This window comes from Ruegeria sp. CF1, assembly GCF_056537445.1.
In genome coordinates this window covers 90951-115823 of sequence record NZ_JBQFRN010000009.1, presented here as the reverse complement: position 1 = coordinate 115823, position 24873 = coordinate 90951, and the positions used below count along the sequence as shown (strand labels likewise).

General features: G+C 57.2%; 22 protein-coding genes. 13 read left to right on the top strand and 9 right to left on the bottom strand.

The window, feature by feature from the left end; all coding sequences use genetic code 11:
- The first annotated feature begins 76 nt into the window (after positions 1-76).
- Positions 77-1351 (top strand): SpoIIE family protein phosphatase, encoded by a 1275-nt coding sequence (locus ACRZ96_RS15765; RefSeq protein WP_170399510.1) that lies wholly within the window; start codon positions 77-79, stop codon positions 1349-1351.
- On the opposite strand, the gene ACRZ96_RS15760 is transcribed toward ACRZ96_RS15765, so the two are convergent.
- Positions 1348-1791, bottom strand: a complete 444-nt coding sequence (locus tag ACRZ96_RS15760; protein ID WP_480814826.1) for an NUDIX hydrolase — start codon at positions 1789-1791, stop codon at positions 1348-1350. The two genes, ACRZ96_RS15765 and ACRZ96_RS15760, sit on opposite strands and share 4 nt — an antisense overlap.
- A 76-nt stretch (positions 1792-1867) precedes the next feature.
- Here ACRZ96_RS15760 and hslO point away from each other — a divergent pair, with 76 nt between their 5' ends.
- The 8 genes from hslO (at position 1868) to ACRZ96_RS15720 (ending at position 11108) form a co-directional block, all read left to right on the top strand.
- Positions 1868-2854 (top strand): Hsp33 family molecular chaperone HslO, encoded by a 987-nt coding sequence (gene hslO / locus ACRZ96_RS15755; RefSeq protein ID WP_170399357.1) that lies wholly within the window; start codon positions 1868-1870, stop codon positions 2852-2854.
- Positions 2844-3443 (top strand): CoA pyrophosphatase, encoded by a 600-nt coding sequence (locus ACRZ96_RS15750; protein ID WP_170399354.1) that lies wholly within the window; start codon positions 2844-2846, stop codon positions 3441-3443. Before hslO ends, ACRZ96_RS15750 begins: the two co-directional genes overlap by 11 nt.
- Positions 3440-4594 carry a CCA tRNA nucleotidyltransferase gene (locus ACRZ96_RS15745; RefSeq protein ID WP_480772196.1) on the top strand — a complete coding sequence of 385 codons (1155 nt, stop codon included), beginning with the start codon at positions 3440-3442 and terminating at the stop codon, positions 4592-4594. Before ACRZ96_RS15750 ends, ACRZ96_RS15745 begins: the two co-directional genes overlap by 4 nt.
- Before the next feature lie 194 nt (positions 4595-4788).
- Complete coding sequence (locus tag ACRZ96_RS15740; RefSeq protein WP_170636716.1) at positions 4789-6627, top strand: ABC transporter ATP-binding protein; 1839 nt, start codon at positions 4789-4791, stop codon at positions 6625-6627.
- A complete protein-coding gene (locus ACRZ96_RS15735) occupies positions 6624-8456 on the top strand; it encodes an ABC transporter ATP-binding protein (RefSeq protein ID WP_170399345.1) in 1833 nt (610 codons plus the stop codon). Before ACRZ96_RS15740 ends, ACRZ96_RS15735 begins: the two co-directional genes overlap by 4 nt.
- A 39-nt stretch (positions 8457-8495) precedes the next feature.
- Positions 8496-9719, top strand: a complete 1224-nt coding sequence (locus ACRZ96_RS15730) for a class I SAM-dependent RNA methyltransferase (protein WP_480707511.1) — start codon at positions 8496-8498, stop codon at positions 9717-9719.
- Positions 9720-9741: 22 nt separating this feature from the next.
- Positions 9742-10527: an ion transporter gene (locus tag ACRZ96_RS15725; RefSeq protein ID WP_170515151.1), complete on the top strand. Its 786-nt coding sequence runs from the start codon at positions 9742-9744 to the stop codon at positions 10525-10527.
- 62 nt (positions 10528-10589) lie between these two features.
- Entirely contained in the window at positions 10590-11108 is a 519-nt protein-coding gene (locus ACRZ96_RS15720) for a L,D-transpeptidase family protein (protein WP_170399336.1), read from the top strand.
- A 7-nt stretch (positions 11109-11115) separates the two neighbouring features.
- Here the strand turns inward: ACRZ96_RS15720 and ACRZ96_RS15715 are convergent, their stop codons facing one another.
- From ACRZ96_RS15715 to cysQ, 7 genes are all read right to left on the bottom strand, one after another.
- Positions 11116-12549, bottom strand: coding sequence for a nodulation protein NodH (locus tag ACRZ96_RS15715; protein ID WP_480814825.1), 1434 nt, complete (start codon positions 12547-12549; stop codon positions 11116-11118).
- A gap of 6 nt (positions 12550-12555) precedes the next feature.
- Positions 12556-14256 (bottom strand): DUF5927 domain-containing protein, encoded by a 1701-nt coding sequence (locus ACRZ96_RS15710; RefSeq protein ID WP_480814824.1) that lies wholly within the window; start codon positions 14254-14256, stop codon positions 12556-12558.
- Positions 14253-15239, bottom strand: a complete 987-nt coding sequence (locus ACRZ96_RS15705) for a glycosyltransferase family 2 protein (protein WP_480814823.1) — start codon at positions 15237-15239, stop codon at positions 14253-14255. Before ACRZ96_RS15705 ends, ACRZ96_RS15710 begins: the two co-directional genes overlap by 4 nt.
- A gap of 146 nt (positions 15240-15385) precedes the next feature.
- Positions 15386-16459 carry a glycosyltransferase family 2 protein gene (locus ACRZ96_RS15700; protein ID WP_480772197.1) on the bottom strand — a complete coding sequence of 358 codons (1074 nt, stop codon included), beginning with the start codon at positions 16457-16459 and terminating at the stop codon, positions 15386-15388.
- On the bottom strand, positions 16429-17412 hold the full coding sequence (gene galE / locus ACRZ96_RS15695; protein ID WP_480707515.1) for a UDP-glucose 4-epimerase GalE: 984 nt from the start codon (positions 17410-17412) through the stop codon (positions 16429-16431). Before galE ends, ACRZ96_RS15700 begins: the two co-directional genes overlap by 31 nt.
- Positions 17409-18209: a 3-deoxy-manno-octulosonate cytidylyltransferase family protein gene (locus tag ACRZ96_RS15690; protein WP_170408777.1), complete on the bottom strand. Its 801-nt coding sequence runs from the start codon at positions 18207-18209 to the stop codon at positions 17409-17411. The genes galE and ACRZ96_RS15690 overlap by 4 nt, the downstream gene beginning before the upstream one ends.
- Positions 18209-19006, bottom strand: coding sequence for a 3'(2'),5'-bisphosphate nucleotidase CysQ (cysQ, locus tag ACRZ96_RS15685; protein ID WP_480707516.1), 798 nt, complete (start codon positions 19004-19006; stop codon positions 18209-18211). Before cysQ ends, ACRZ96_RS15690 begins: the two co-directional genes overlap by 1 nt.
- 122 nt (positions 19007-19128) lie before the next feature.
- On the opposite strand from cysQ, the gene ACRZ96_RS15680 reads away from it, so the two are divergent.
- On the top strand, positions 19129-19956 hold the full coding sequence (locus tag ACRZ96_RS15680; protein WP_170408775.1) for an ABC-2 transporter permease: 828 nt from the start codon (positions 19129-19131) through the stop codon (positions 19954-19956).
- 54 nt (positions 19957-20010) lie between these two features.
- Here ACRZ96_RS15680 and ACRZ96_RS15675 read toward each other — a convergent pair whose 3' ends face one another.
- Positions 20011-20613 carry an alpha-ketoglutarate-dependent dioxygenase AlkB gene (locus tag ACRZ96_RS15675; RefSeq protein WP_170613526.1) on the bottom strand — a complete coding sequence of 201 codons (603 nt, stop codon included), beginning with the start codon at positions 20611-20613 and terminating at the stop codon, positions 20011-20013.
- Positions 20614-20825: 212 nt separating this feature from the next.
- On the opposite strand from ACRZ96_RS15675, the gene dnaK reads away from it, so the two are divergent.
- The 3 genes from dnaK (at position 20826) to radC (ending at position 24872) form a co-directional block, all read left to right on the top strand.
- On the top strand, positions 20826-22733 hold the full coding sequence (gene dnaK / locus ACRZ96_RS15670) for a molecular chaperone DnaK (protein WP_170399312.1): 1908 nt from the start codon (positions 20826-20828) through the stop codon (positions 22731-22733).
- 74 nt (positions 22734-22807) lie between these two features.
- The gene (gene dnaJ, locus ACRZ96_RS15665; RefSeq protein WP_170399308.1) at positions 22808-23959 is read left to right on the top strand and encodes a molecular chaperone DnaJ; all 1152 of its coding nucleotides are present in this window, start codon (positions 22808-22810) and stop codon (positions 23957-23959) included.
- A gap of 157 nt (positions 23960-24116) precedes the next feature.
- Complete coding sequence (gene radC, locus ACRZ96_RS15660) at positions 24117-24872, top strand: RadC family protein (protein WP_170399305.1); 756 nt, start codon at positions 24117-24119, stop codon at positions 24870-24872.
- The last annotated feature ends 1 nt before the right edge of the window (position 24873 follow it).

Below are 24873 nucleotides of genomic sequence, written 5' to 3'. Positions count from 1 at the left end.
TTGGTTTTTCATAGGATGTTAAGCTGAGAGGCATAGCGTTGCGACAACTGGAGAGTTGAGCAAGTACAGGGACTTCATGGTGCCGGATGCCAGTCAAGTAGAGGCCCGGGTCGAGCTGGATTTTGGCGCGATCCGCAAGGTTCTTGTTGTGGACGACAGCCGTCTGCAGCGGCGCATTCTGGTGGCCTCGCTAAAAAAGTGGGGATTCGAGGTTCTTGAAGCCGACAGTGGTGAAGCCGCGATAGAGCTTTGCACCTCGGACCCACCTGATCTTGTTCTAAGCGACTGGGTCATGCCAGGTATGGGCGGGCTTGAGTTTTGTCGCGCCTTCCGAGAGCTGGACAGTGAGCAATATAGCTATTTCATTCTTCTGACCTCAAAAAGCGAAAAGCAGGAGGTCGCGCGCGGTCTGGATGCTGGGGCAGACGATTTTCTGATCAAGCCGCTTGAGGCTGATGAGCTGCGTGCTCGCATATCGGCCGGGGCGCGTATTCTTGACATGCAACGCGAATTGTCCCGAAAAAACCAGTTGATCGAAACAGCGCTGAACGAACTGAAGCTTGCCCATGATGCGATCGATAAAGACCTGATGCAGGCGCGCAAAATTCAGGATTCGCTGGTGCCTGAATTGAAGGGGACCTTTGGCAACTCACAGGTCAGCCTGCTTCTGAAACCCTGTGGTCATATCGGTGGTGACCTGGTGGGGATGTTCTCGCCCGGTGTCAATCGGCTGGGGTTCTACAGCATCGATGTCTCCGGCCACGGGATCACCTCTGCGATGATGACGGCACGGCTGGGCGGGTATCTGTCCAGCACGCATTTCGATCAGAACATCGCGATGGAGCGTCGTTTCAATAAATTCTACGCCCTTCTGCCACCCGAAGAGGTCGCGTCGTTGCTCAACTCGCGTCTGATCGCCGATGCCGGGATCGAAGAATATTTCACCATGGTCTATGCCATCATCGATCTGCGCAACGGACATCTGAAAATGGTGCAGGCCGGACACCCGCATCCGCTGTTGCTGCGCCGTGATGGTAAAACCGAGTTTCTGGGCGAAGGCGGGTTGCCCATTGGCCTGCTGCCTGAGGCGCAGTTTCAGCAGACGGAAACCTATATGCAACCGGGCGACAAGCTGCTCTTGCATTCGGACGGGTTCACCGAATGCCAGCTCGCCGACGGCAGTCTGCTGGATGATGACGGGTTGAAGGCGATGGCTGTTGAATGCGCCGCCGATCACGGTGGACCGGAATTCCTGGATGACATGTTCTGGCGTCTTACACAGGTGATGTCACCGGACAGCGGAATTGCGGATGATGTCTCTGCAGTGTTTTTTGAATATAACGGACCTTAAAGCCCATGCAGGTGGCGCTGGGCGAAATGGGCGTCGCCCTCATTGCCCAACAGATGAACGGCATCTGCGGTCTCCATCCAAATGGCCTCGTGAAAGTCTTCGGTCGGAGGGTCTAGGCGTCTGACCGGGTGGGCGCGGTAAATCAGGCAGACCTTCTCGGCCCACAGATCGTATTCCGGCATGTAGGTATATCGACGAAACGCACCCACTCTCCGGGGCGCGGCGATCAGCCAGCCGGTTTCTTCGTAAACCTCACGGTGAAGCGCTGTAATGGGTGATTCCCCCGGATCGATGCCGCCGCCCGGCAGCTGCAGATCGGGTCCGGGTTCCAGCTGACAGGTCAGCAGCAATCGGTTGCCTTGTGGCAATAGGGCATAAACGCCGGCCCGCCGGGTGTATTTTCGCTCTGCCTCGGGGCTTTCACCGAACCGTCTGATCATGTAAGGCCCCTTTCAACCCAAACTGTTCAACCTATATGGTGGCGGTATGCCAACCTGTGGCGCTTAAGGAAACCCCATGTCTATTGGAACCAAAATCGCGTGGGACGATACCGTCCTGCCCTTTCAACTCGATATACCCGACATGCGAGGCCGCGTGGCCCGGCTGGACGGCGTGTTGGGCGGCATCTTGAAACAGCACGACTACCCCGAGGTGGTCGAGGCGCTGGTGGCCGAGATGGCCCTGCTGACTGCATTGATAGGGCAAACGGTATCGCTGCGCTGGAAGCTGTCTCTGCAGGTGCAATCCAAGGGCGCGGTGCGGATGATCGCAACCGATTATTATGCGCCACAGGTCGAGGGCGAACCCGCGCAGATCCGCGCCTATGCGAGCTTTGACCGCGACCGGCTGACCGATGCAGCCCCTTTCGATCAGGTGGGTGACGGGTACTTCGCCATCATGATCGACCAAGGTGAAGGTACACAGCCTTATCAGGGCATCACCCCACTGGCTGGGGGATCACTGAGCGCGTGTGCGGAAGCCTATTTCGCGCAGTCCGAACAGCTGCCGACCCGATTTTCGTTGAGCTTCGGCAAATCGACCGAACCCGGTGTCGGTGAACACTGGCGCGCTGGCGGGATCATGCTGCAGCACATGCCCAAAGCCTCGCCCTTTGCGGCTTCCGGGGAGGGCAGCGGAGAGATCCTGTCTGCCTCGGATCTGGTGGATGGTGAAGAGGGCGAGAACTGGGATCGCGTCAACATCCTGCTCGACACCGTGGATGATCTGGAGATGATCGGGCCATCCGTTGCGCCAACCGACCTTCTGGTGCGTCTGTTTCACGAGGAACAGCCTCGCGTCTATGATGCACAGCAGGTAAAATTCGGTTGCACTTGTTCCGAAGATCGCGTGCGCCAAAGCCTGTCGATCTATTCGGCGCAGGATATTGCGACAATGACCACGGACGAAGGCACCGTCACAGCAGACTGCCAATTCTGCGGTGCGCACTATGTGCTGGACCCTGCGACCGTCGGGTTCGAGGCCGAAGGCCCGGATGGCGCGTGATCTGATCACAGACCTGACCGAGGCGCTGAGCCGTGATGGGTCCGGGTCCAGTGACTTTGATCTGAACCCGGAAACGGTGCTGCCGGCGGGGCGCAAACTGCGCCCTGCGGGCGTGTTAGTGCCTGTTTCTGTGACCGGAGACGCACCGCGATTGATCCTGACCAAACGCTCTTCGGCGTTGAAACACCATCCGGGCCAGATCGCCTTTCCGGGTGGAAAACAGGATGAGGGCGACATCGACGTTACTGCGACAGCTTTGCGCGAAGCACAGGAAGAAATTGGTCTTCCGCCAGAATTACCCAGTATTCTGGGTCATCTGCCGACTCATGAAACCGTGACGTCCTTTTCGGTCACGCCGGTTGTTGCGATCCTTGAAGCCAGTTTTGAACCAGTCGCCGAACCGGGCGAGGTGGATGAGATCTTCTTCGTTCCGCTTGCGCATGTCCTGAACCCAGAGAATTATGTCGTCGAGTCGCGCCGTTGGCGTGGCCAAAGACGGTATTACTATGCTGTGCCCTATGGCCCCTATTATATCTGGGGTGCGACGGCACGGATGCTGCGGGGATTGGCTGCGCGGATGAGTGAATGAAGCGGATCACAGAAGATTGGTTAACCGACCAAGCCACGCAGGATGTATGCACCGCCCTGACCAATGGCGGGGCGCAGGCGCTATTCGTCGGAGGTTGTGTGCGCAATGCTCTGCTGCAGGCGCCGGTTTCTGACATTGATATCGCCACAGACGCTGGGCCGGAACACGTCGTGGAACTGGCGCAGAAAGCTGGGCTGAAGCCGATACCAACAGGGATAGACCATGGCACCGTGACGATTGTCAGCAAAGGTATCCCGCACGAGGTCACGACGTTTCGCCGTGACGTCGAAACGGATGGTCGGCGTGCTGTCGTCGCCTTTTCCGACAAGGTCGAAGAAGACGCCGCGCGTCGTGATTTCACCATGAACGCGCTTTATGCCAAACCTGACGGCACAATCCTTGATCCGCTGAACGGTTTGCCGGATCTACAGGCGCGTCGCGTACGGTTCATCGGGGAGGCCAGTGATCGCATCCAAGAAGACTACCTGAGATCGCTCAGATATTTCAGGTTTCATGCTTGGTACGGGGATGCGGACGGTGGCTTTGACCCCGCTGCACTGGATGCAATAGCTGCAAATTTGGACGGGTTAGAGACACTTTCGCGCGAACGGGTCGGGGCCGAGATGCTTAAACTGCTCGCTGCGCCTGACCCCGCGCCGTCGGTGGCCGCCATGCGCATCACTGGCGTTTTGGCGCAGCTTTTGCCCGGGGCTGATGACCGGGCGCTGGCGATCCTGATTCAGCTGGAACAAGACGCCCATGCAGCGCCCGAAGCGATTCGTCGTTTGGCCGCGATTGCATCGCCCGAAGTGGCCAAAACCCTGCGTCTTAGCCGCGCGCAACTGCAGCGTCTGGCTCGGATGCGCGACGAAGCGATGGCGACGACCAGTGTCGCAGAATTGGGTTATCGCTATGGGTCGGAAGGCGGATTGCACGAGACACTTTTGCGTCATGCATTTCTTGAACAGCCTTGGTCCGAAGACCTGAACCGAGCTTTGCAAAAAGGGTCTGCGGCCAGTTTCCCGATCAAGGCGGCGGATTTGATCCCCGCCTTCTCGGGCTCCGCGCTGGGCGCAAAACTGGCCGAGCTTGAGGCGCGTTGGATCGCGTCGGATTTCGCGCTTAGCCGCGAAGAATTGCTGGCCGACTGATTTGAAGTCTCAAAAAGGGATGACAAACCCGATTTGATTTGGCAGGGTGCGCCTGACTCATATGGAGGGAGGAATGCGAATGTATTACGGGATCTGGTTCGGCTAAAGCCCGGAACACTTTGACCCGTGGGGGTGGTGTTCTGGCGCCATCTTTCTTCGCATGACCTATTTTCTGCTCAATCGGAGCACTCTCCATGTTTCGCTACTTCGAAAATCTCATTGACCCTTTTGTTGCCTATGAACAGGTTGACAAGCCACCGACGCGGCTGTGGCCTTTCATGCTGGGATACTCGCAGCCTTTCAAACGCGTTTTTGTATTGGCCGCGCTGATGTCCGTGGTCGTTGCTGCTGTCGAGGTCGGGCTGATCTTTTATATGGGTCGCGTTGTGGACCTGTTGGGCAGTTCTCCTGCTGAATTCTGGCAGGCGCACGGGACTGAATTGGTCGTGGTTGCCGCCTTGATCCTGTTTATTCGTCCCATCCTTCAGCTTGTTGACGTCTTGCTGCTCAACAACACAATCCTGCCGAACTTTGGCACTCTGATCCGTTGGCGGGCGCATAAACATGTTCTGCGTCAATCGGTTGGCTGGTTCGAGAATGACTTTGCCGGGCGCATCGCAAACCGGGTTGTTCAGACCCCGCCCGCCGCGGGCGAGGTGGTGTTTCAGGTCTTTGACGCGATTTCATTCTCGATCGCCTACATGATCGGCGCGGCCATTTTGCTGATGGCAGCTGATCCGCGCCTGTTGCTGCCGTTGCTGATTTGGCTGGTGTTCTATGGGGCCTTGGTGCGGTGGACCGTCAAGCGGGTCGGCCCCGCGTCGCAGGCGGCGTCGGATGCAAGATCTACCGTGACGGGCCGGGTGGTGGATAGCTATACCAACATCCACTCCATCAAGATGTTTGCCCATGACACTCAGGAACAGGACTATGCGCGCGAGGCGATTGCGGAAACCCGCCGCACTTTCCAGATCGAGATGCGGATTTTCACCATTATGGATGCGGCGCTGGTTGCATTGAACGGTGTGCTGATCGTGGGAGTCGTTGGTTGGGCGATCTTGCTTTGGACGCAAGGTAGCGCAACGGTCGGTGTGGTGGCCGCCGCCACAGCCTTGACGCTGCGGCTGAATGCCATGACCGGGTGGATCATGTGGGCGCTGACCAGCTTCTTTCGCGAATTGGGTATCGTTGCCGAGGGTATGCAGACCATCGCGCAGCCCATCGATCTGTTGGACGAACCTGATGCGAAACCTTTGCGGCTGGGTAATGGCCAGATCGAAATACGCGATCTGTCTCATCACTATGGACGGGAAACCGGTGGTTTGGATCACGTCAACTTGACCATCCGGCCAGGCGAAAAGATCGGCCTGATCGGTCGCTCAGGTGCCGGAAAATCGACCCTAGTAAAGCTGCTTTTGCGGTTTTACGACGTCGAGAAGGGTGCGATCCTGATCGATGGCCAGGATATCTCGAAGGTCACGCAGGACAGTTTGCGCAGCCATATTGGCATGGTTCAGCAGGACAGTGCTCTGTTGCACCGCTCGGTTCGGGCCAATATCCTCTATGGTCGGCCTGATGCGACCGAAGAACAGATGATTGCCGCTGCGAAACAGGCCGAAGCGCATGAGTTCATCCTCGATCTGCAAGACCCGGAGGGCCGCACTGGCTATGATGCGCATGTGGGCGAGCGGGGCGTGAAACTGTCGGGCGGTCAGCGGCAGCGTGTAACGCTGGCGCGGGTGATCCTGAAAGACGCGCCGATTTTGCTATTGGACGAGGCGACATCTGCCCTAGATTCCGAAGTCGAAGCCTCGATACAGGAAACACTCTACGGCATGATGCAAGGCAAGACCGTGATCGCCATCGCGCACCGGCTCAGCACGATTGCTCAGATGGATCGCATCCTTGTGATGGATGGCGGCCGGATCGTTGAACAAGGTGGTCATTCCGATCTGTTGGCGCAAGGAGGGCTTTACGCTCAGTTCTGGGCGCGGCAATCTGGAGGCTTCCTAAACCCGGAGGCCGCTGAATGAGGATTGCCGACCTCATCCAACCGTTCAAAGACACAGAAACGCCCCCGCCGCAAACGCTGGGGGCGTTCATCCGTTGGAGCTTGTCCGGCGCCTGGCCGATGCTGTTCGTCGCAGCCGCCTTCTCGGCGATCGCGGGTGCGATGGAGGCTGGCACCGCCTGGGTCTTGGGCCGCGTGATTGATCTGACCACCAACAGCAGCCCCGAGGCGTTTCTGACCGGCGGCAATCTCGCGATCATTTTGGGTGCTGTCGCATTCTTCATGCTTCTACGCCCCGCACTGTTCGGACTGTCATCGGTGGCAAACAACTACATCGTCATGCCCAACATCACGCCGTTGGTTTTGGCAAAACTGAACCGCTGGACGCTGGGCCAGTCTGTGACCTATTTCGATGACGATTTCGCCGGACGTATCGCCCAAAAACAGATGCAGACATCGAACGCCATGACGCAAGTGGTGTCCGAAACAATCAGCGCTATTGTCTTCGCTATTGCCTCACTTGCAGGCTCATTGCTTTTATTAGGGTCTATTCACCCGCTTGTGATGCTGCCATTTGTTGCCTGGCTTGTTGTCTATTTCCTGCTGGTGCGCTGGTATCTTCCACGCATCCGCGTACGCTCTGCTGCGCGGGCGGGGGCGCGGGCGATGGTGTCGGGGCAGGTGGTCGATACGATCACCAACATCAAGACCGTCAAGCTGTTTGCCCATTCCGAGTTCGAAGATCATACCGCCCGAAATTCCATGGTCGACCTGCGTGAACGGTCGCTGGAATTCGGCAAACTATCGGCCAGTTTCCGGTTCATCCTGATGACTCTGGCGGGGGTTCTGCCGGTCCTGTTGATCGGCGCAACGCTATGGCTGTGGCGGGCGGGTGGCGCGACCGCCGGGGATATCGTAGCGGCGGGGGCCGTGGCGATCCGTATCTCACAAATGACAGGCTGGGTTAGTTTCACACTGATGGGTCTTTACGCAAATGTCGGTGAGATTGAAAACGGGATGCATACTCTGACCAAGCGCGACCGGGTCGAGGACGCGATGAACGCCTCTGAACTGATCGTCTCAGAAGGGGAGATTGCGTTTGATCATGTCAGTTTTGCTTATGGCCGCGATATTGGCGGTGTCTCCGATCTGCATTTCACCGCCGCACCGGGCGAAAAGCTGGGCATTGTCGGGGCGTCTGGTGCAGGGAAATCAACGTTGGTTTCACTGCTGCTCAGGCTCTATGACGGCGAAAAAGGCGTCATTCGCATCGACGGGCAGGATGTCAGCCAAGTCACTCAGGACAGCTTGCGCCGCCAGATCGGCATGGTCACGCAGGAAACCGCAATGTTCAATCGTTCGGCGCGCGAGAACATCCTCTATGGTCGTCCTGACGCGACTGAAGATGAGCTGATAGAGGCCGCGACCAAAGCCGAGGCGCATGAATTCATACTCGGTCTCGAGGATGCGCAAGGACGCAAGGGCTATGACGCGCATCTGGGCGAACGCGGCGTGAAGCTGAGCGGCGGGCAACGACAGCGGATCGCCTTGGCTCGCGCTATCCTGAAAGACGCACCGATATTGGTTCTGGACGAGGCGACGTCGGCATTGGACTCCGAGGTCGAGGCAGCGATTCAGACGGCACTGCACCGGGTGATGCAGGGCAAGACCGTGCTGGCTATTGCCCACCGCCTGTCCACGCTTAGCGAGATGGATCGGATTATTGTTCTGGACCACGGTCACATCGTTGAAAGCGGGACGCACGAGGCTCTGCTGGAGCGTGGCGGGTTGTACGCCCGGTTCTGGCATCGCCAATCGGGCGGCTTCATTCAGGCCGAGGCTGCAGAATAAAGGGTTTTGTTGCGCTCAAACCCCAGTTATCAGGCCTCCATGACGCAGCAATACACAATAAACCGCCTTGGACATCAGGGCGACGGAATCGCCGATGGTCCGATCTATGCGCCACGCACTCTGCCGGGTGAAGTGGTCAGCGGTACGTTGCTGGGTCAGTTTTTGAACGATATTCGCGTCGAAACACCCTCGGATCAGCGGGTGAAGGCACCCTGCCGTCATTACAAGGCCTGCGGCGGCTGCCAGTTGCAACATGCGACCGATAATTTTGTCGCCGAGTGGAAAGTTGAGGTGGTGCGCAACGCGTTGGCCGCGCAGGGGCTCGATGCCCCGATGCGGCCCATTCACACTTCGCCTGATCGATCCCGCCGTCGGGCCACCATCGCCGTGCGGCGCACCAAGAAGGGTACGCTGGCCGGGTTTCATGGTCGCGCTTCTGACACGATTACCGAAATCCCGGATTGCCATTTGCTGCACCCAACCTTGATTGCTGCCATCCCGGTGGCCGAAGCCTTGGCGTTGTTGGGTGGCAGTCGGAAAGGTGTGTTGGCCGTAACGCTGACCCTGTCCGAAGGCGGATTGGATGTTGCGGTCAAGGGCGGCAAACCGCTGGATGGACCGTTGGAGCTGGCGCTCGCGCAGGCGACCGAGCATCACGGCCTTGCCCGGCTTAGTTGGGATGATGAGGTTATCGCCATGCGTGTACCTCCGATCCAACGCTTTGGAACCGCTGGCGTCACCCCACCGCCCGGAGCGTTTTTGCAAGCCACAAAAGACGGAGAACAGGCTCTATTACAGGCCGTTTCCGATGCGACGCAGGGGGCCAAGCGGATTGTCGATCTATTCGCGGGCTGCGGAACCTTCTCGCTGCCGCTGGCGCAGACGGCCGAGGTGCATGCGGTTGAAGGTGAGGCCGAGATGACGAAGGCCTTGGATCAGGGCTGGCGCAAGGCGCAAGGCTTGAAACACGTCACAGCCGAGGCCCGAGACCTGTTCCGCCGCCCGCTCATGCCCGATGAACTCAAGAAATTCGACGCCGTTGTGCTTGACCCGCCGCGTGCTGGGGCCGAGGCGCAGGTGGCCGAGCTGGCGCAGGCCATGCGCCCGGTGGTTGCTTATGTCTCGTGCAACCCGATCACCTTTGCCCGTGACGCAAAAATGCTGGTTAACGCCGGATATGCCCTTGAATGGGTACAGGTGGTTGACCAATTTCGATGGTCGTCACACACCGAACTTGCCGCTCGGTTCATTTTGAACAAATAACCCTGAGATAAGGACCGCCCGTATGGTGATCGCCCAACGACTGCTGCCCATCATCGAAGCACCGGCTTTCGGGAAATTCATCACCGGTGTGATCCTGTTCAACGCGGTACTGCTGGGGATGGAGACATCGCCTACGCTGATGGACGCAGCGGGTCCACTGATCGTGACGTTGGACAAGCTGTGCCTTACCATATTCGTCATCGAAATCGTCATGAAACTGATCGCCACAGGGCGCCGGTTCTTCACCAGCGGCTGGAATGTGTTTGATTTCGTGATCGTGGGCGTGGCCCTAGTTCCCAGTGCAGGGGCGCTTTCAGTTCTGCGGGCACTGCGTATCCTCCGGGTCCTGCGCGTCATCTCGGTCGCGCCGCGCCTGCGCCGAGTGGTCGAAGGCTTCATCTCAGCCCTGCCGGGCATGGCCAGCGTGTTCCTGTTGATGGCGATCCTGTTTTACATCGGCGCTGTGATCTCAACCAAACTTTTCTCGGGCACGTTCCCCGATTGGTTCGGTGATCTGGGTCTGTCGGCCTATACGCTGTTCCAGATCATGACGCTGGAAAGCTGGTCCATGGGCATCGTCCGCCCTGTGATGGAGGTGTATCCCTACGCCTGGCTTTTCTTTGTTCCCTTCATCATGGTGACCACCTTTGCGGTGGTGAACTTGCTGGTCGGTCTCATCGTGAACTCGATGCAGGACGCGCACCATGCCGAGGATGAGGTCAAGACCGATGCCTATCGTGATGAGGTTCTTGAAAGGCTGGAATCGATCGAACGCCGCCTGACGGAACAGTCGAACAGCAAAAAGTGATTTAAGTTTCGCGAAAATCTGGCATAATAATTGACAAAAAAGAGCATCAGGCAGTGAAAATAATGGATCGTCGAGCATTCGGAATGGGCGCAATGGCAACGCTGAGCCTTTCAGCGTGTGCCTCAGCCAAACCCAGATTTCTTTCTTATCGCGGGCCCGAGGTGACCTCGATGGTCATCAACAAAGGTGCACGCAAGCTGTATTTGCTCCATAACGAGCAGATTTTGCGGGAGTATGATATCGATCTAGGATTTGCGCCCACCGGCACGAAAAACAAAAAAGGCGATGGCCGTACGCCCGAGGGTACCTATCTGATCGACCGTCGCAATCCGCGCAGCAGGTATCATCTATCGTTGGGTATATCGTATCCCAATTCGGAAGACTTGGCTAAAGCCAAGGCCGCAGGTGTTGATCCGGGCGGCGACATCTTCATTCACGGACAACCCAATCTGCGATCCGAGTTCAAGCGGGCGAAGAAGACCCCGGATTGGACGGCAGGTTGTATTGCGGTCAAGAATGATGAGATCGAAGAGATCTACGCCATGGTGAATGAAGGAACCGTGATTACCCTGCGCCCCTAAGCAAGGTTCAAAGCGGTTTCCAGTCACCAAATCCAAATATTGTATAGTCGCGCTGGTATGCTTCCTTCGCCAGCGCTTCAAGCTGTGCGTCGTAAATCTGATCAAGTGCAAACGGCGCGTCCGGCTTGGCCCTGTTTGGGGTTGGCGGGGCTGTATGCCCAACTTTGTAGGCAAGGTCGGGCAAGGCGGTTTCCATCTCATCCTCGCGCAGGATCAGGTCGGGCAAGGTGAAACCGGCCATGCCTTCCAGCGTCTGCGCCTGTCCGCACCATTCCCCATCCACACGGATCGGGGTTTGACCCGCTAGAATACTGCGCAGCATGCCCAAAAAGGCCGCGAACGCCTCGGAATGCTGATCGCGGGTATAATTGCTGAGATCACCCTTGGCAGGCAGCGGGACCTTGTACCGTCGGCTCAGCATATTGCGAATGCTGACATATGCGCCGGGGCCTGTGTGCAGAATACGGTCGCAGAACACAGCGTGCGCGCGCGCCAGCGGATGGCGCAGCACCGTGAATTTGCGGTGACCGGGATGATCCTGCATCCATTGACGGGTCTGTTTTTGATTGCGGCCGGTGATCAGGTCGGCTTGTGACACCCCGTCCAGATCGGCAATCCACTGCACCACTTCAGCCTCGGGGCCGCCGCGCACCGGAAGGTACATCAGCGAAGTTTGCGCAGCACCCACATAGCGCGAAACAGCCGGCCCGCGGTGCGGCTCGTAACTTGGGATATGGTGTAGCTTGAAGCGGTCACGTTGCGACAGGGCCAGCTCCATATCATCCGGATTGGTCACTTTCGACAGGGCAGGCGCCGGGTTTTGGCGTTTGAGATGCTGGTTCAGCTCCTTAAGACGTGCGCTGACGCCAAGCCACGCGGCAAGGCCGTTCAGAACGTCCAAATCTATTAGATCGTTATAGTCGATGTAAAACGGTGTTTGCCCGGTGGTCTGCAGATGTTTGAGCACTGTTTGTTGAAATGCTTGCCGCTGGTCGAGCTGTTCGGCGAATTCTTCGGCATCGAAGGTGATCTGAGCCTCCCGCCGTTGCTTGATGTTCACTAACCGCCACTGCTTTGTTTCCAAGGCGATTTTCCACGATATGTAGCTATCCAGAGGGTTGCGCATCAGAATGATTTTGGCGCAGCGCGGATCATCCAGCGCCGGTGGCAGCGCCCGCGCATCGTGGTCGCTGAAAAAGCGAAAGCCGTTCATCTCGCCCGGCGCGTTTCGGATGGCGTCGATCAGCGCCATCGGGTCGCGTTCACGATCTTCCAGGGTAAAGCCCAGAACGCTGTCCAGTTTTGGCAGGCCGACGAAATAGGGGTTAAACGCTTCTCCGTGACACGTGACGCCATCCAGCGTGTTCAGCTGTAATTCAAGCAGGTTCGAACCTGTGCGCATATCGGCCAGAACGATGAAATAATCGAAGCGGCGGGTCATTTTGTGTTACTGCACCAAATAAGGCTTCTTGAACGATTTGGACTGTGCGCCAAACACGTCATTCACAGGGAAATCCCCCATCAGATAGGGATGCATCCCCTGGTTCTTGAGGTTTTGCAGGAACCTTCCGAACCCGGTCAGATCCACCATCGTCGGTGCCTCGGTCAGATGGGTGGGTTTGGGCGCGCCCATGTCTTCCAGAACGGTCTGCAGTTGCTCCATCGGGGATTCCACAAACTCCGCCATTGTCCATATTCGAATGCGCGTCTTTGCGCGGGCGGCATCCAGCAGCTTGAGCTGTTTGCTTTCGATCTGTTGTAGGCGGGCAGCTTCGCACCGGATATCGGCAAAATTCAGGTTCGAACGGAACAATGGAACCGCCCAGGCCCCCGAGATGACCGCAATATGTGCATTCTGGTCTTGCGTCAGGAATTCATTGATTTTCTGAATATCCGTTGGCCCGAATTGAAAGCACTGACGCTCGCCTCGTGTATTCCAGATGAGGTTCGCCAGAAAGGCCGAGGGGTTATAGTCGCGTAGCGTGGCGCAATCGCTGAGCGCACCGTTGATGATCGTCTCATCTTCGGCAAATTGCGCCCGTTCGGGACCGAACAGGTGCCCATGCACCCGCCCGCCGATGGCGTTTGTCAGCCAAGGTTCGAAATCCTCGAACAACTCGGTAAAGCCTTGAAACACCGAATAGGGAAAGGCTGTCAGGCTGCGTTCCGTAGCCGCGCGGGGGAAGCGGCTTTGCATATAAAGACCATCCCGTCCGCGAACGCGCCGCTCGACCGCTTTGGAAAACACCCGGTCGATCTTGCCGGGGTTGGGCTCGGCGGGGGTCAGTGCGCCTTCGTGGTCGGTCAGGAAGGTCTGATACAACCGGTTCGCGCTGTGCCAGACTTTGCGCGCCACGAAACAGTCGGACCGGCGCAGCAATTGCAGGTGATCGTCGTAGAACATGTGCGGCCGACCTTGATAGTCGAACTTCGAAAGGGTCAGCGATCGGCTTTCGATATGGGTGGAATAGAGCCGTGCCAGTGTCTGAAAATAGCTTTCATCGGGAATCCAGACCTGGCGAAAATAGCGATCATATTCGGCGCGTTTGGGATCCTGAAGAATGGCCGACAAGGTTTGGCGGGTCAGACACCACCACTGGCTGCCCATATGGGGCACCAGACCGTCTGGAATTCTGCGGCGCAGACCGAGGGCGCGTTGCAACCGCACGTAATTGTCAAACAGTTTTCGTTGCCTGCGCCATGAGAAGGGGAAACTCAGGGTGAAACGTTCCAGATCCAGGCCGCCGATCGTCCAGCTGACGTCGCGCGTGGTTGCGCTTTCGATGAAATCGACACGGGGCCGGTCGGCCAGATAGTCGATCAGATCAGCGACCGGACGCAGCGGCAGACACGCGCCCGAGGACAGATATACATGCCGGACGTTCGGAAACCTCTCCAACATCAGCGATGCAGCGGATTGCGATGCGGCGACAATACCCCAGCCGCCCCATTCACAGACATGGCGTTCGGAAAACAGAATAAGCGGTTCATCCGAACAAGCGGCGACAAAATCGGAATAAGCCGGATCGCCGACTTTCTGATCTACATGAATGACCACAGGACAGCCCGAGGCGGCCCAATGGCGTGCCACCTGCTCAACCCGATCCAGCGCAGTGTGCACCAGCATTATGATGCCCAAGCTGCTCATGCCCAGTTCCCCTTGGACATCAGGCCGAGGATCTCAATCTGTCGCCAGTTGATGTATTTCTCGGACCATTTGTTCCAGAAAACCGGATTATCCTCTAACTGCTTGGCATAAGCCTTGTACTCGCCCGACGCAGCATAGTGCTGTCCGCGCAGCAACTCTTCTTTAGCTTTTTCCCCAAGCGTATTGATCAGCTTTGCATGCAACAGTGCTCCGCTGGTTTTTTCACCGCCCTGCTCTTCATAGACCTGATTGAGCCCGCGTGGCAGCAAGGCGTGGGTTGAGCTGACATATGCGTAGCGCCGGTGCCATTTCACAAGAGGTATCTTGTTCAGGGCCGGAGCCTTCAGGGGATTGTCCTGAAAGAAAACCCGTGCGCGTGCACCGCCTTGAATCCACAGATTCCCATAGGTCGGGTTGCGGGTAATCATGAAGTTGCCTGAATCGAACCAAGGCGCGACTTCAAAGGGGTTCTGGCCCTCATGATAGGGCGCATCCATGATTCCGGTTTCGGGATACATGTCGATCAGCATGGTGCCGAAACTGCGCACACCAGTATCGTCCAGCCAGTCGGTCAGGGCGCGGATCGGGCGGGTATCGCAAAAAGGATAGATAAAGAATTCATCCGGATCGACCGTCAGAACCCAGTGCTTATGCGCATAGCGGCGCAGCAGGTAGTTGGACCAATCCAGACCAAAGGTCGCATTCTTGTAACCTACATCCGTCCACCACACCGAAACGTCCGGCTGGCCGCTCAGGTATTCATGGGTGCCGTCATCGCTGTTGTTGTCCACGCACAGGAAGTGATTGATACCAAGCTTTCGATAGTACTCAAAAAAATAGGGAAGGCGGATCTTTTCGTTCCGCATCACACTCATCAACAAGATGTCGTTTTCTTTGATCTTGTTGGTGTTATCTTGCACCACTTTCAGATCCCGGCGCCGACGCAGGCAACGCAGCAGGCGGCGCTTGCGCCGCAATCTCATGCGATAGGAATCCAAAAGGCTCACGCGGCTGCCCAACCTTTTTTGATACGCGCGTCTGCCCGGGGCCGCCTGAGGCCTGAGTGGTGCCGGACATTAACGTTTTATGACATCTCTGCACCTTGTGAGGCAACGGGTTTAAATCCGGTTTACTTCCCCCCTGTGGCAGGAAATCCGCCCGCGTTCATGAGCCCAAGGTCTTGTAACTGTTGCCAATCACCTAGTTTGACCGAGTCAGAAGTCCAAAGATCAGGCCCGCTGATGATCCCGTCATAATAGGCGTCGAACCGATCGGGGTCATGAAAATGTTGCCGCCTCTGTTTTTCGATCCGCGATTTGTCGACAACCTCGGGCAGGAATTTCGTGTGTAACAACACGCCCGAGGCGGTCTGCCCACTCGGACCGTCATATTCAAAATTCAGGAACCGGGGCAGCGCGGAATGGCACGAATTCACATAGGCCATATGCCGTGACCACCGGGTTAGAGGGATTTTGTTCAGGGTCGGTGATTTTTGGGGCTGATCTGCAAAAAACACCCGCTCGCGTACGCCTCCCTGAACCCAAAGGTTGCCCATCGGCCTTTGGCGCTGGGCACGATAGGGGCCGGGGTCAAACCAGTTCAGGCAATCGGTTGGATCGGAATGCGGATCATAACTTTGCTTGCCCAGCCGACCTTTGGGATAGAGATCCAGCATCATCGCCCCAAACGTGGTTTGACCGCGCGCGTCCAGCCATGCAGTTAAATCGCGCATCGTATGGGTGTTGTGATGGGCGTAGATCAGCAACTCATCGGCGTCGACCATCAACGTCCAGTGGTCGTGCCCAAATTTCCACTGCAGCCAAGTCAGCCAATCCAACCCGAACCGAGACGCTCGATAGCTCGCCGTAGTCCGCCACAGCGACACATCCGGCTGTTTAAGCAAATACGGGACCGAGCCGTCATCGCTGCCATTATCCACCATCAGAAAATGATCAACGCCCAGCGTGCGATAATGGTGAAAGAACCACGGCAGACGGCTGATCTCATTCCGCAGCGTGGTAAAGGCCAGAATGGCGCCGGGTGTGATCTTTTGCGTGTTGTCAGTCAACGACTTCAGTTGATGGCGGCTGCGAAAGGATCGCCACAACAGCCGCTTGCGTTTCAGGCGCAGCTTGTAGCGCTGCACCCAGGTAAGCGGCTGATCCTCAAGGTTCACTTGGTATAGCTGCCATTCTGATGCCAACGCCAGGCATCCGTGATCATCGTCTCTAACGTTGATCTTTTTGGTGTCCAGCCCAGCTCTTCCTTGGCTCGGACCGAGCCTGAAACTAGACGCGTGCAATCCCCGGCTCGGCGCGGGCCGATGCTATACGGCACCGCACGGTTGGTGACGGCTTTGGAATGCTCGATGACTTCCATCACCGAAAACCCCGACCCGGTGCCCAGATTGAACACGCGGCTTTCTTTGCCCTGTTCTAGCCACTTTAGCCCCAGTACATGTGCATCGACCAGATCACAGACGTGTACATAATCGCGGATGCAGGTGCCGTCGGGTGTGTCGTAATCGGTGCCGAATACAGTCAAGCCACCCCGCTTGCCATCGATGGCGTCCAGCATCAGCGGCACCAGATGGGTTTCTGGTTGGTGAAACTCTCCAACTTCGGCATCCGGGTCGGCCCCGGCCACGTTGAAATAGCGGAAGATCACGTGCTTTAGGCCATATGCGGCTTGGAAATCACGTAAGATGTCCTCGATCGCTCGTTTCGAAGCACCATAGGCATTCAATGGCTGCTGCTGAGTGCTCTCGTCCAGCACAACGTTGTCATGTTCGCCATAGATGGCGCAGGTCGACGAGAACACAAAGTTCAAACATCCCGCATCCACAGCCGCTTGTATCAGTGTCAGCGAACCGGTGACATTGTTCGACCAATACGTTCCGGGCTCAGCCATCGCTTCGCCGACCTGACTGAGGGCGGCGAAATGTATCACGGCGGCGGGTTGGTATTTGGCGAACACTTCGTCCAGCCGGGCGCGGTCCAGCAGGTCGCCCTGCTCGAAAGGGCCGAATTTCACCGCGTCCTGCCATCCGGTGACAAGATTGTCATAGGTTACGGGCGTATACCCCGCCCTTGCCAGTGCCTTGCAGGCATGAGAGCCGATATAACCTGCACCACCTGTAACCAGAATATTTGTCATTCAAGCCCCATAGCGGCCATCATTTCTTCGATCTTGGCCACGTCCTGCGGGTTGTTCAGCTCCCAGAACTGACGACCTTTGGCTTCAACTTCGACACACAGAACCTTGCGGCCGTTTTCCATGAAGCGCAGCTGTTCCAACCCTTCCAGTGTCTCCAGCGGACCGCTAGTCCAGCCCGGATAAGCAGTCAGAGCGTCAGGCCGATAGGCATAAACTCCGACGTGGTGGAATACCGGTGTCGGGTCACTGCTGGCATAGGTCTCGGCTGTGAAAGGGATCACTTCTTTCGAGAAGTAAAGCGCGCTGTGGTCATTGCCGAACACCGCTGTAGTGCCCCCGACCCGGCCTTGCTTGCGATCGTTCAGTAATCCGTTCAGTGCGTCCCCGTCACAGCGCAGCACGGGGGTGGCCACACCCGCATCTGGCGCGTTGCGCAGACCCGAGATCAGGTCTTCAACAAACCAATGCGGGGTCAAAGGCGCATCCCCTTGCAGGTTGACGACGATGTCATAACCGCCACCCAGAGCCGAGTGCGCCTCGGCGCAGCGTTCGGTACCGTTGCGGCAGGTGTCTGAAGTCATCACCACCTCGGCACCAAATCCCTCTGAGACTTCGCGGATACGGTCATCGTCGGTTGCCACAACCACGCGATCTACGCCTGACACGGAAATCGCAGCGCGCCAGGATCGTTCGATCAGAGTCATGCTGGTTCCGTTTGCCCCGGTCAGCGGAACCAGAGGTTTGCCTGGATAGCGGGTCGAAGCGTAGCGCGCGGGAATGGCAATCAATACTGACATCAGGCTTCCTTCAGCTCAACGCCTGGAGCATAGGCGATGAAAAATGGATTGGCATAGCCGTCTTTGCCATAGGTCAGCGGCGAATGGTCGTCAAAGCGCACCACATGTCCGCCCGCACCGGCCAGAACCGCGTGGCCCGCAGCGGTGTCCCACTCCATGGTGCGGCCAACACGGGGGTAGAGGTCGGCCTCTCCCGTCGCCACCAGACAGAACTTCAGCGACGACCCGGCACTTTTGCTGTCGCGCACCTGATATTTGTTGATGTAATCCTCGGTCGCCTGATCCCGATGCGACTTGGATGCAACGATCATCAGCGCCGAATTGTCTGGTTTAGAGACTGATATTGGCGTCAACACACCCGGCTGATCTTTGTCCAGTGCGCCGGTTTCCTCGACAGCTTGCCCATCGGCTTGCGTATAGAACATCCGCCCCCGCGCCGGTGCGTAAACCACACCGCGCGTCGGCACGCCGTTCTCGACCAGAGCAATATTTACCGTGAAATCGCCCCGCCGGTTGACGAACTCTTTGGTGCCGTCCAAAGGATCAACGATCAGAAAGGTTTCACCCTTTTCGGAATGCGAAGCTGCCTGTTCCTCGGTCACCAGCAGGATATCTGGAAAAGCCTCGCGCAATCCGGCCGAGATCAAAGCATCCGCCGCCTCGTCCGCCTCGGTTACCGGGCTTGAGTCTGACTTGACCTTGACGCCGAAATCATCCGCTTCATAGATCTGCATGATCTTGTCGCCTGCCTGCAAGGCCAGCCGCCGGATGACGGGAATAAGCGCGTCATAGGTCACAAAAAAGCTCCGTTCCTGTGGTTTGTTGATCAGGGCATCTCACGGACTTATGATGCGATGGATACGGAACAGCAAGAATTTCGTGCCAATTTGCGGCTGACACAGCAGGAAAGAGTATTCGAGTGTTTCACTACAAGCGAAATCAGTCGTTGCTGGGCGGGGTTTTCACCACCGCCGAGCTTATATTCCATGCGGTGGTCCGCAATATCCGCTCGCAGCATTCAAATGCGGTGATCGCAATCCTGATAAACATTGTTCAGGTCGTTCTTCTGGTGACGGCGTTTTATATACTTATGACGCTAATTGGTCGAATGACCGGCATGGCCAAAATCCGGGGCGAGATGGTGTTGTTCCTGCTCTCCGGAGTTTTTCTGTTCCTGACGCATATCAAGTCTGTCGCTGCTATCGCCGGGGTTGGATCCGGCAACAATCCGATGACACTGCATTCGCCGATGACCATGATGGTGATGTTGTCAGCATCTGCCTTCGGTATTCTGTACACGCAGCTTGTCTCGATCCTGGTCATCCTGTTCGTCTACAGCGTCGCCGTCTCGCCCCTTGTAATTCAGGAGCCCGGCGGTGCTTTTGGGATGCTTTTGCTGGCATGGTTTGTAGGATGCTCAGTCGGTCTTGTGTTTCTGGCGCTAAAGCCCTGGTTTCCAAATACGGTAAGCATCCTGACAAGTATGTACCGTCGTCTGAACATGATATTTTCTGGCAAGATGTTCGTCGGCAACGCATTGGGTGGGTTCATGCTGACTATGTTTGCGTGGAACCCGCTGTTTCACATCATAGATCAATGCCGTGGTTTTGTGTTCCGAAACTACTTTCCCCGCAACTCCAGTTGGGAATACGCGCTTTGGGTCGGGATAATCCTGACGATGATCGGCCTGCTGGGCGAGTTCTATACCCGTAAGCAGGTCTCGAAAAGCTGGGATGCGCGACGCTGATCTTGGCGGTGCACACTTTATCCTGAAAAGCTGATCCCGAATTTGGATTGTGTTTCACGTTGCGACTCTCAAAGTCAGGTTGATGCGTCCGCCCTTTGGCAAAAGTTTGGATGATCCAAACCGGATGCGATCAACCCCGTGATAGGTCAAGCGTGCCGGGCCGCCCATGATCACCACATCGCCCGAGCTCAGCCAGATCGACTCGGTCTTGCCGCCCCGTGTTGTATTGCCGATGCGGAATAGCGCGTCATCGCCCAATGAAATCGACAGCACGGGCCACGAGAAATCGGCCTCATCCTTGTCCTGATGCAGGCCCATCTTGGTGCCTTCACCGTAATAGTTGATCAGACAGCAATCGGGCCGGCGATCCGCGCCCGTCAGGTCCTGCCAGATGGTCAAAATCTCATCTGGAATCGCGGGCCATGTCATGCCCTTTGGGTGCGTGTCCTGATACCGATAGCCCGCCCGGTCAGTGACCCATCCCAGCACCCCGGCCGAGGTCATGCGCACTGACATTTCCTTGCCCGAAGGTGTCACGGGCCGATAAAGCGGTGCCACTTTCAGAATCGGCCTAAGCAGGTCAACTAGATGCGACTGCGCCGCCGCATCCAAATAGCCTTTCCGAATATCAAATCCGCGCAATAACAGCCGCGCCATTCCAGAATCCCCAAACCTTGCCAAAACCTTGCCAAAAAGGCCACAGATTCCCGAAAACCTGCGTTTCTGAACGCTTGCAGGCCCCTGTTCTCGCCCTTATATACGCCTCGACGCGCGATGGTGTAGTGCTGTCGCGCACATCAATCGGGGGCAGGATGCCGCAACGGGTCCAACCCTCGGGACATCGCCTTGAATGGAAAGGGATTGAAAATATGGGAAAAGTAATCGGGATTGACCTCGGTACCACCAACTCGTGTGTGGCCATCATGGACGGCTCGCAGCCGAAGGTCATCGAAAACGCCGAAGGGGCGCGGACCACGCCCTCGATCGTCGCTTTTACAGAAGATGAGCGTCTGGTCGGTCAGCCTGCAAAACGTCAGGCGGTCACCAACCCCGACAACACGATCTTTGGCGTCAAGCGTCTGATCGGTCGTCGTGTGGATGATGCAGAAGTCGAAAAAGACAAGAAAATGGTGCCCTACGCCATCGTTGATGGCGGCAATGGCGACGCGTGGGTTGAAGCCCGCGGTGAAAAGTACTCCCCAAGCCAGATCTCGGCCTTCACTCTGGGCAAGATGAAGGAAACCGCAGAAAGCTATCTGGGTGAGGAAGTCACGCAAGCAGTCATCACCGTTCCGGCATACTTCAACGATGCTCAGCGTCAGGCCACCAAAGACGCCGGTAAAATTGCCGGTCTGGAAGTGCTGCGGATCATCAACGAGCCGACAGCGGCTGCTCTGGCCTATGGTCTGGACAAGGAAGAAACCCAAACCATCGCGGTTTATGACCTTGGTGGTGGTACTTTCGACGTAACCATTCTGGAAATCGACGACGGCCTGTTCGAGGTGAAGTCGACCAACGGCGATACCTTCCTAGGTGGTGAAGACTTTGACATGCGCATCGTCAACTATCTGGCGGATGAGTTCAAAAAGGAACACGGTGTCGACCTGTCTGCCGACAAGATGGCCCTGCAGCGTCTGAAAGAAGCCGCTGAAAAAGCCAAGATCGAGCTATCCTCGACCTCGCAGACCGAAATCAACCAGCCGTTCATCTCGATGGGTTCGAACGGTCAGCCGCTGCACATGGTCATGAAACTGACCCGTGCCAAGCTGGAATCGCTGGTTGGCGACCTGATCAAGAAGTCGATGAAGCCTTGCCAGGCTGCCCTGAAAGACGCGGGCCTGTCGGCTGGCGACGTGGATGAGGTTGTTCTGGTCGGTGGTATGACCCGGATGCCGAAAGTGATCGAAGAGGTCACCAAGTTCTTCGGTAAGGAGCCGCACAAAGGTGTGAACCCGGACGAAGTTGTTGCCATGGGCGCCGCCATTCAGGCCGGCGTTCTGCAGGGCGACGTCAAAGACGTGGTTCTGCTGGACGTGACCCCGCTCAGCTTGGGCATCGAGACACTGGGTGGCGTGTTCACCCGACTGATCGACCGCAACACGACCATTCCGACGAAAAAGTCCCAGGTCTTCTCGACCGCCGAGGACAACCAGAACGCCGTGACCATCCGCTGTTTCCAGGGTGAGCGCGAAATGGCTGCGGACAACAAGATCCTCGGTCAGTTCAATCTGGAAGAGATCCCGCCCGCACCGCGCGGCATGCCTCAGATCGAGGTGACTTTTGACATCGACGCCAACGGCATTGTCTCGGTTTCGGCCAAGGACAAAGGCACCGGCAAAGAGCAGAAGATCACCATTCAGGCCTCGGGCGGTCTGTCGGACGAAGATATCGACAAGATGGTCAAGGATGCCGAGGAAAACGCCGAGGCAGACAAGGCGCGCAAAGAGCTTGTCGAAGCCAAGAACCAGGCCGAAAGCCTTGTTCACGCGACCGAGAAATCGATCGAGGAACATGGCGACAAGGTCGACCCGTCGACCGTCGAAGCGATCGAGCTGGCCGTTGCCGCGCTCAAGGATGAGCTGGAAACGGACAATGCCGACAAGATCAAGTCGGGCATCCAGAACGTGACCGAAGCGGCCATGAAACTGGGTGAGGCGATCTATAAGGCACAGGCGGAAGAGGGCGAAGATGAGCCCGCAGCCGCAGATGCCGCGCCGGGTGACGATGACATTGTCGACGCCGAGTTCGAAGATCTGGACGACGACAAGCGTAACTAACGGGTAACCGGGCCAATTTGGGCCGGTCCGGTTGCCGGGCCGGCCCGATTACGTTGAGGCAGAAGGAAATACTGATGTCCAAACGCGACTATTACGAAGTGCTCGGCGTGTCCAAGGGCGCTTCTGCGGATGAGATCAAGAAAGGCTTTCGCTCGAAAGCCAAACAGCTGCATCCCGATCGCAACAAGGACAACCCCGATGCCGAAGCGCAGTTCAAAGAGGCCAACGAGGCCTACGATGTTCTGCGTGATGCTGACAAGAAAGCCGCTTATGACCGCTTTGGTCACGCTGCGTTTGAAAACGGCATGGGTGGCGGCGGCGGCCGTCCCGGTGGCGGCTTCGGTCAGGGCGATTTCTCCAGCGCGTTCTCTGACGTGTTCGACGATCTGTTCGGCGACTTCATGGGTGGCCAGCGTGGGGCAGGCGGGGGCCGTCGCGCCGCACGCGGTTCAGACCTGCGCTATAACCTGCGGGTCACGCTGGAAGAGGCTTATGCAGGCCTGCAGAAAACCATAAACGTTCCTACGGCTGTGGCCTGTTCCTCTTGCGAGGGAACTGGTGCCGAAGGTGGTGTTGAACCTACTGCATGTCCAACTTGTTCCGGCATGGGCAAGGTTCGCGCGCAACAGGGCTTTTTCACGGTTGAGCGCACTTGCCCGACCTGCTCTGGTTTGGGTCAGATCATTAAGAACCCTTGTAAGTCGTGCCAAGGTGCGGGGCGCGTTGAAAAAGATCGCGCATTGTCCGTGAACATCCCTGCCGGTGTCGAGACCGGCACCCGGATTCGTCTGGCCGGTGAGGGTGAGGCCGGAATGCGTGGTGGTCCTCCGGGTGACCTCTATATTTTTGTCGAAGTTTCCGAGCACAAGCTGTTCGAACGTGACAGCGTGAACCTCTATTGCCGTGTGCCAGTCAGCATGGCCAAGGCAGCACTTGGCGGTTCGATCGAGGTGCCGACCATCGACGGTGGTCGCGGTCGTGTACAGATTCCTGCCGGCAGCCAGTCGGGTCGCCAAATGCGCCTGCGTAGCAAAGGCATGCCCGCCCTGCGCGGCGGAGGCATCGGGGATATGTTCATCGAACTTGCCGTGGAAACTCCGGTCAATCTGACCAGTCGTCAGAAAGAACTTCTGCGTGAGTTTGACGATTTGGGTGAAGATAACCACCCGGAATCTAAAAGCTTTTTCTCTTCTGTAAAGTCCTTCTGGGATGGCATGAAGGGTTAAACGGTTGAGCAGGGGGCTCTGCCCCCATAGCCCTTTGGGCGCCCCCCCCGAGTTATTTATGGCCAGATGAAACAGGGGATCCGTGTGTTGCCGATCCGGCAGGCAGGGATAGGGCGCGTTAACTTTTCGGAAACCGATTCTGCGTCAGAGTGGTGTTATGACCCAAGACGCCTTTGCCGAAGCCCCCATGCTGTTCGATACGGATGAAGCACCGGCGCAGCCGCTGCCCGTTGGTCGGTTACCCTCCTACATCAAAGACCATCGCAAGCGGCTGCGCGAAAGGTTCATGTCTGGCGGATCAGCAGCGATGCCGGATTATGAACTGCTGGAACTTGCTCTGTTCCGATCCATCCCGCGTCAGGATGTGAAACCGCTGGCTCGGGCACTGATGGAAGAGTTTGGTGATTTCAATCGTGTGTTGACGGCACCCGAGGAACGGCTGCGTCAGATCAAAGGCGTTGGGGACACGGTGATTACCGATCTGAAAATCCTTGAGGCCTGTGCCCATCGCATGGCGCGTGCCCGGGTGATGCAACGGCATGTGATCTCGGGATGGGATGCGCTTCTGGACTATTGTCACACCACGATGGCGCACCGCGAGATCGAGCAGTTTCGTGTGTTTTATCTAGATCGCAAGAATGTGCTGATTGCGGATGAAGAGCAGGCCAAAGGCACGGTGGATCATGTGCCGGTCTATCCGCGAGAGGTCGCGAAGCGGGCGTTGGAACTCAATGCCTCGGCTCTGATCCTGGTCCACAATCATCCATCCGGTGATCCGACGCCGTCGCAGTCGGATATCGATATGACCAACCGGATTCAGGATGCGTGTTCCGCCCTTGGGCTGACTTTGCATGATCACCTGATCATCGGGAAATCGGCTGAACTGAGTTTCCGCTCGCAAGGCTATTTGTAAG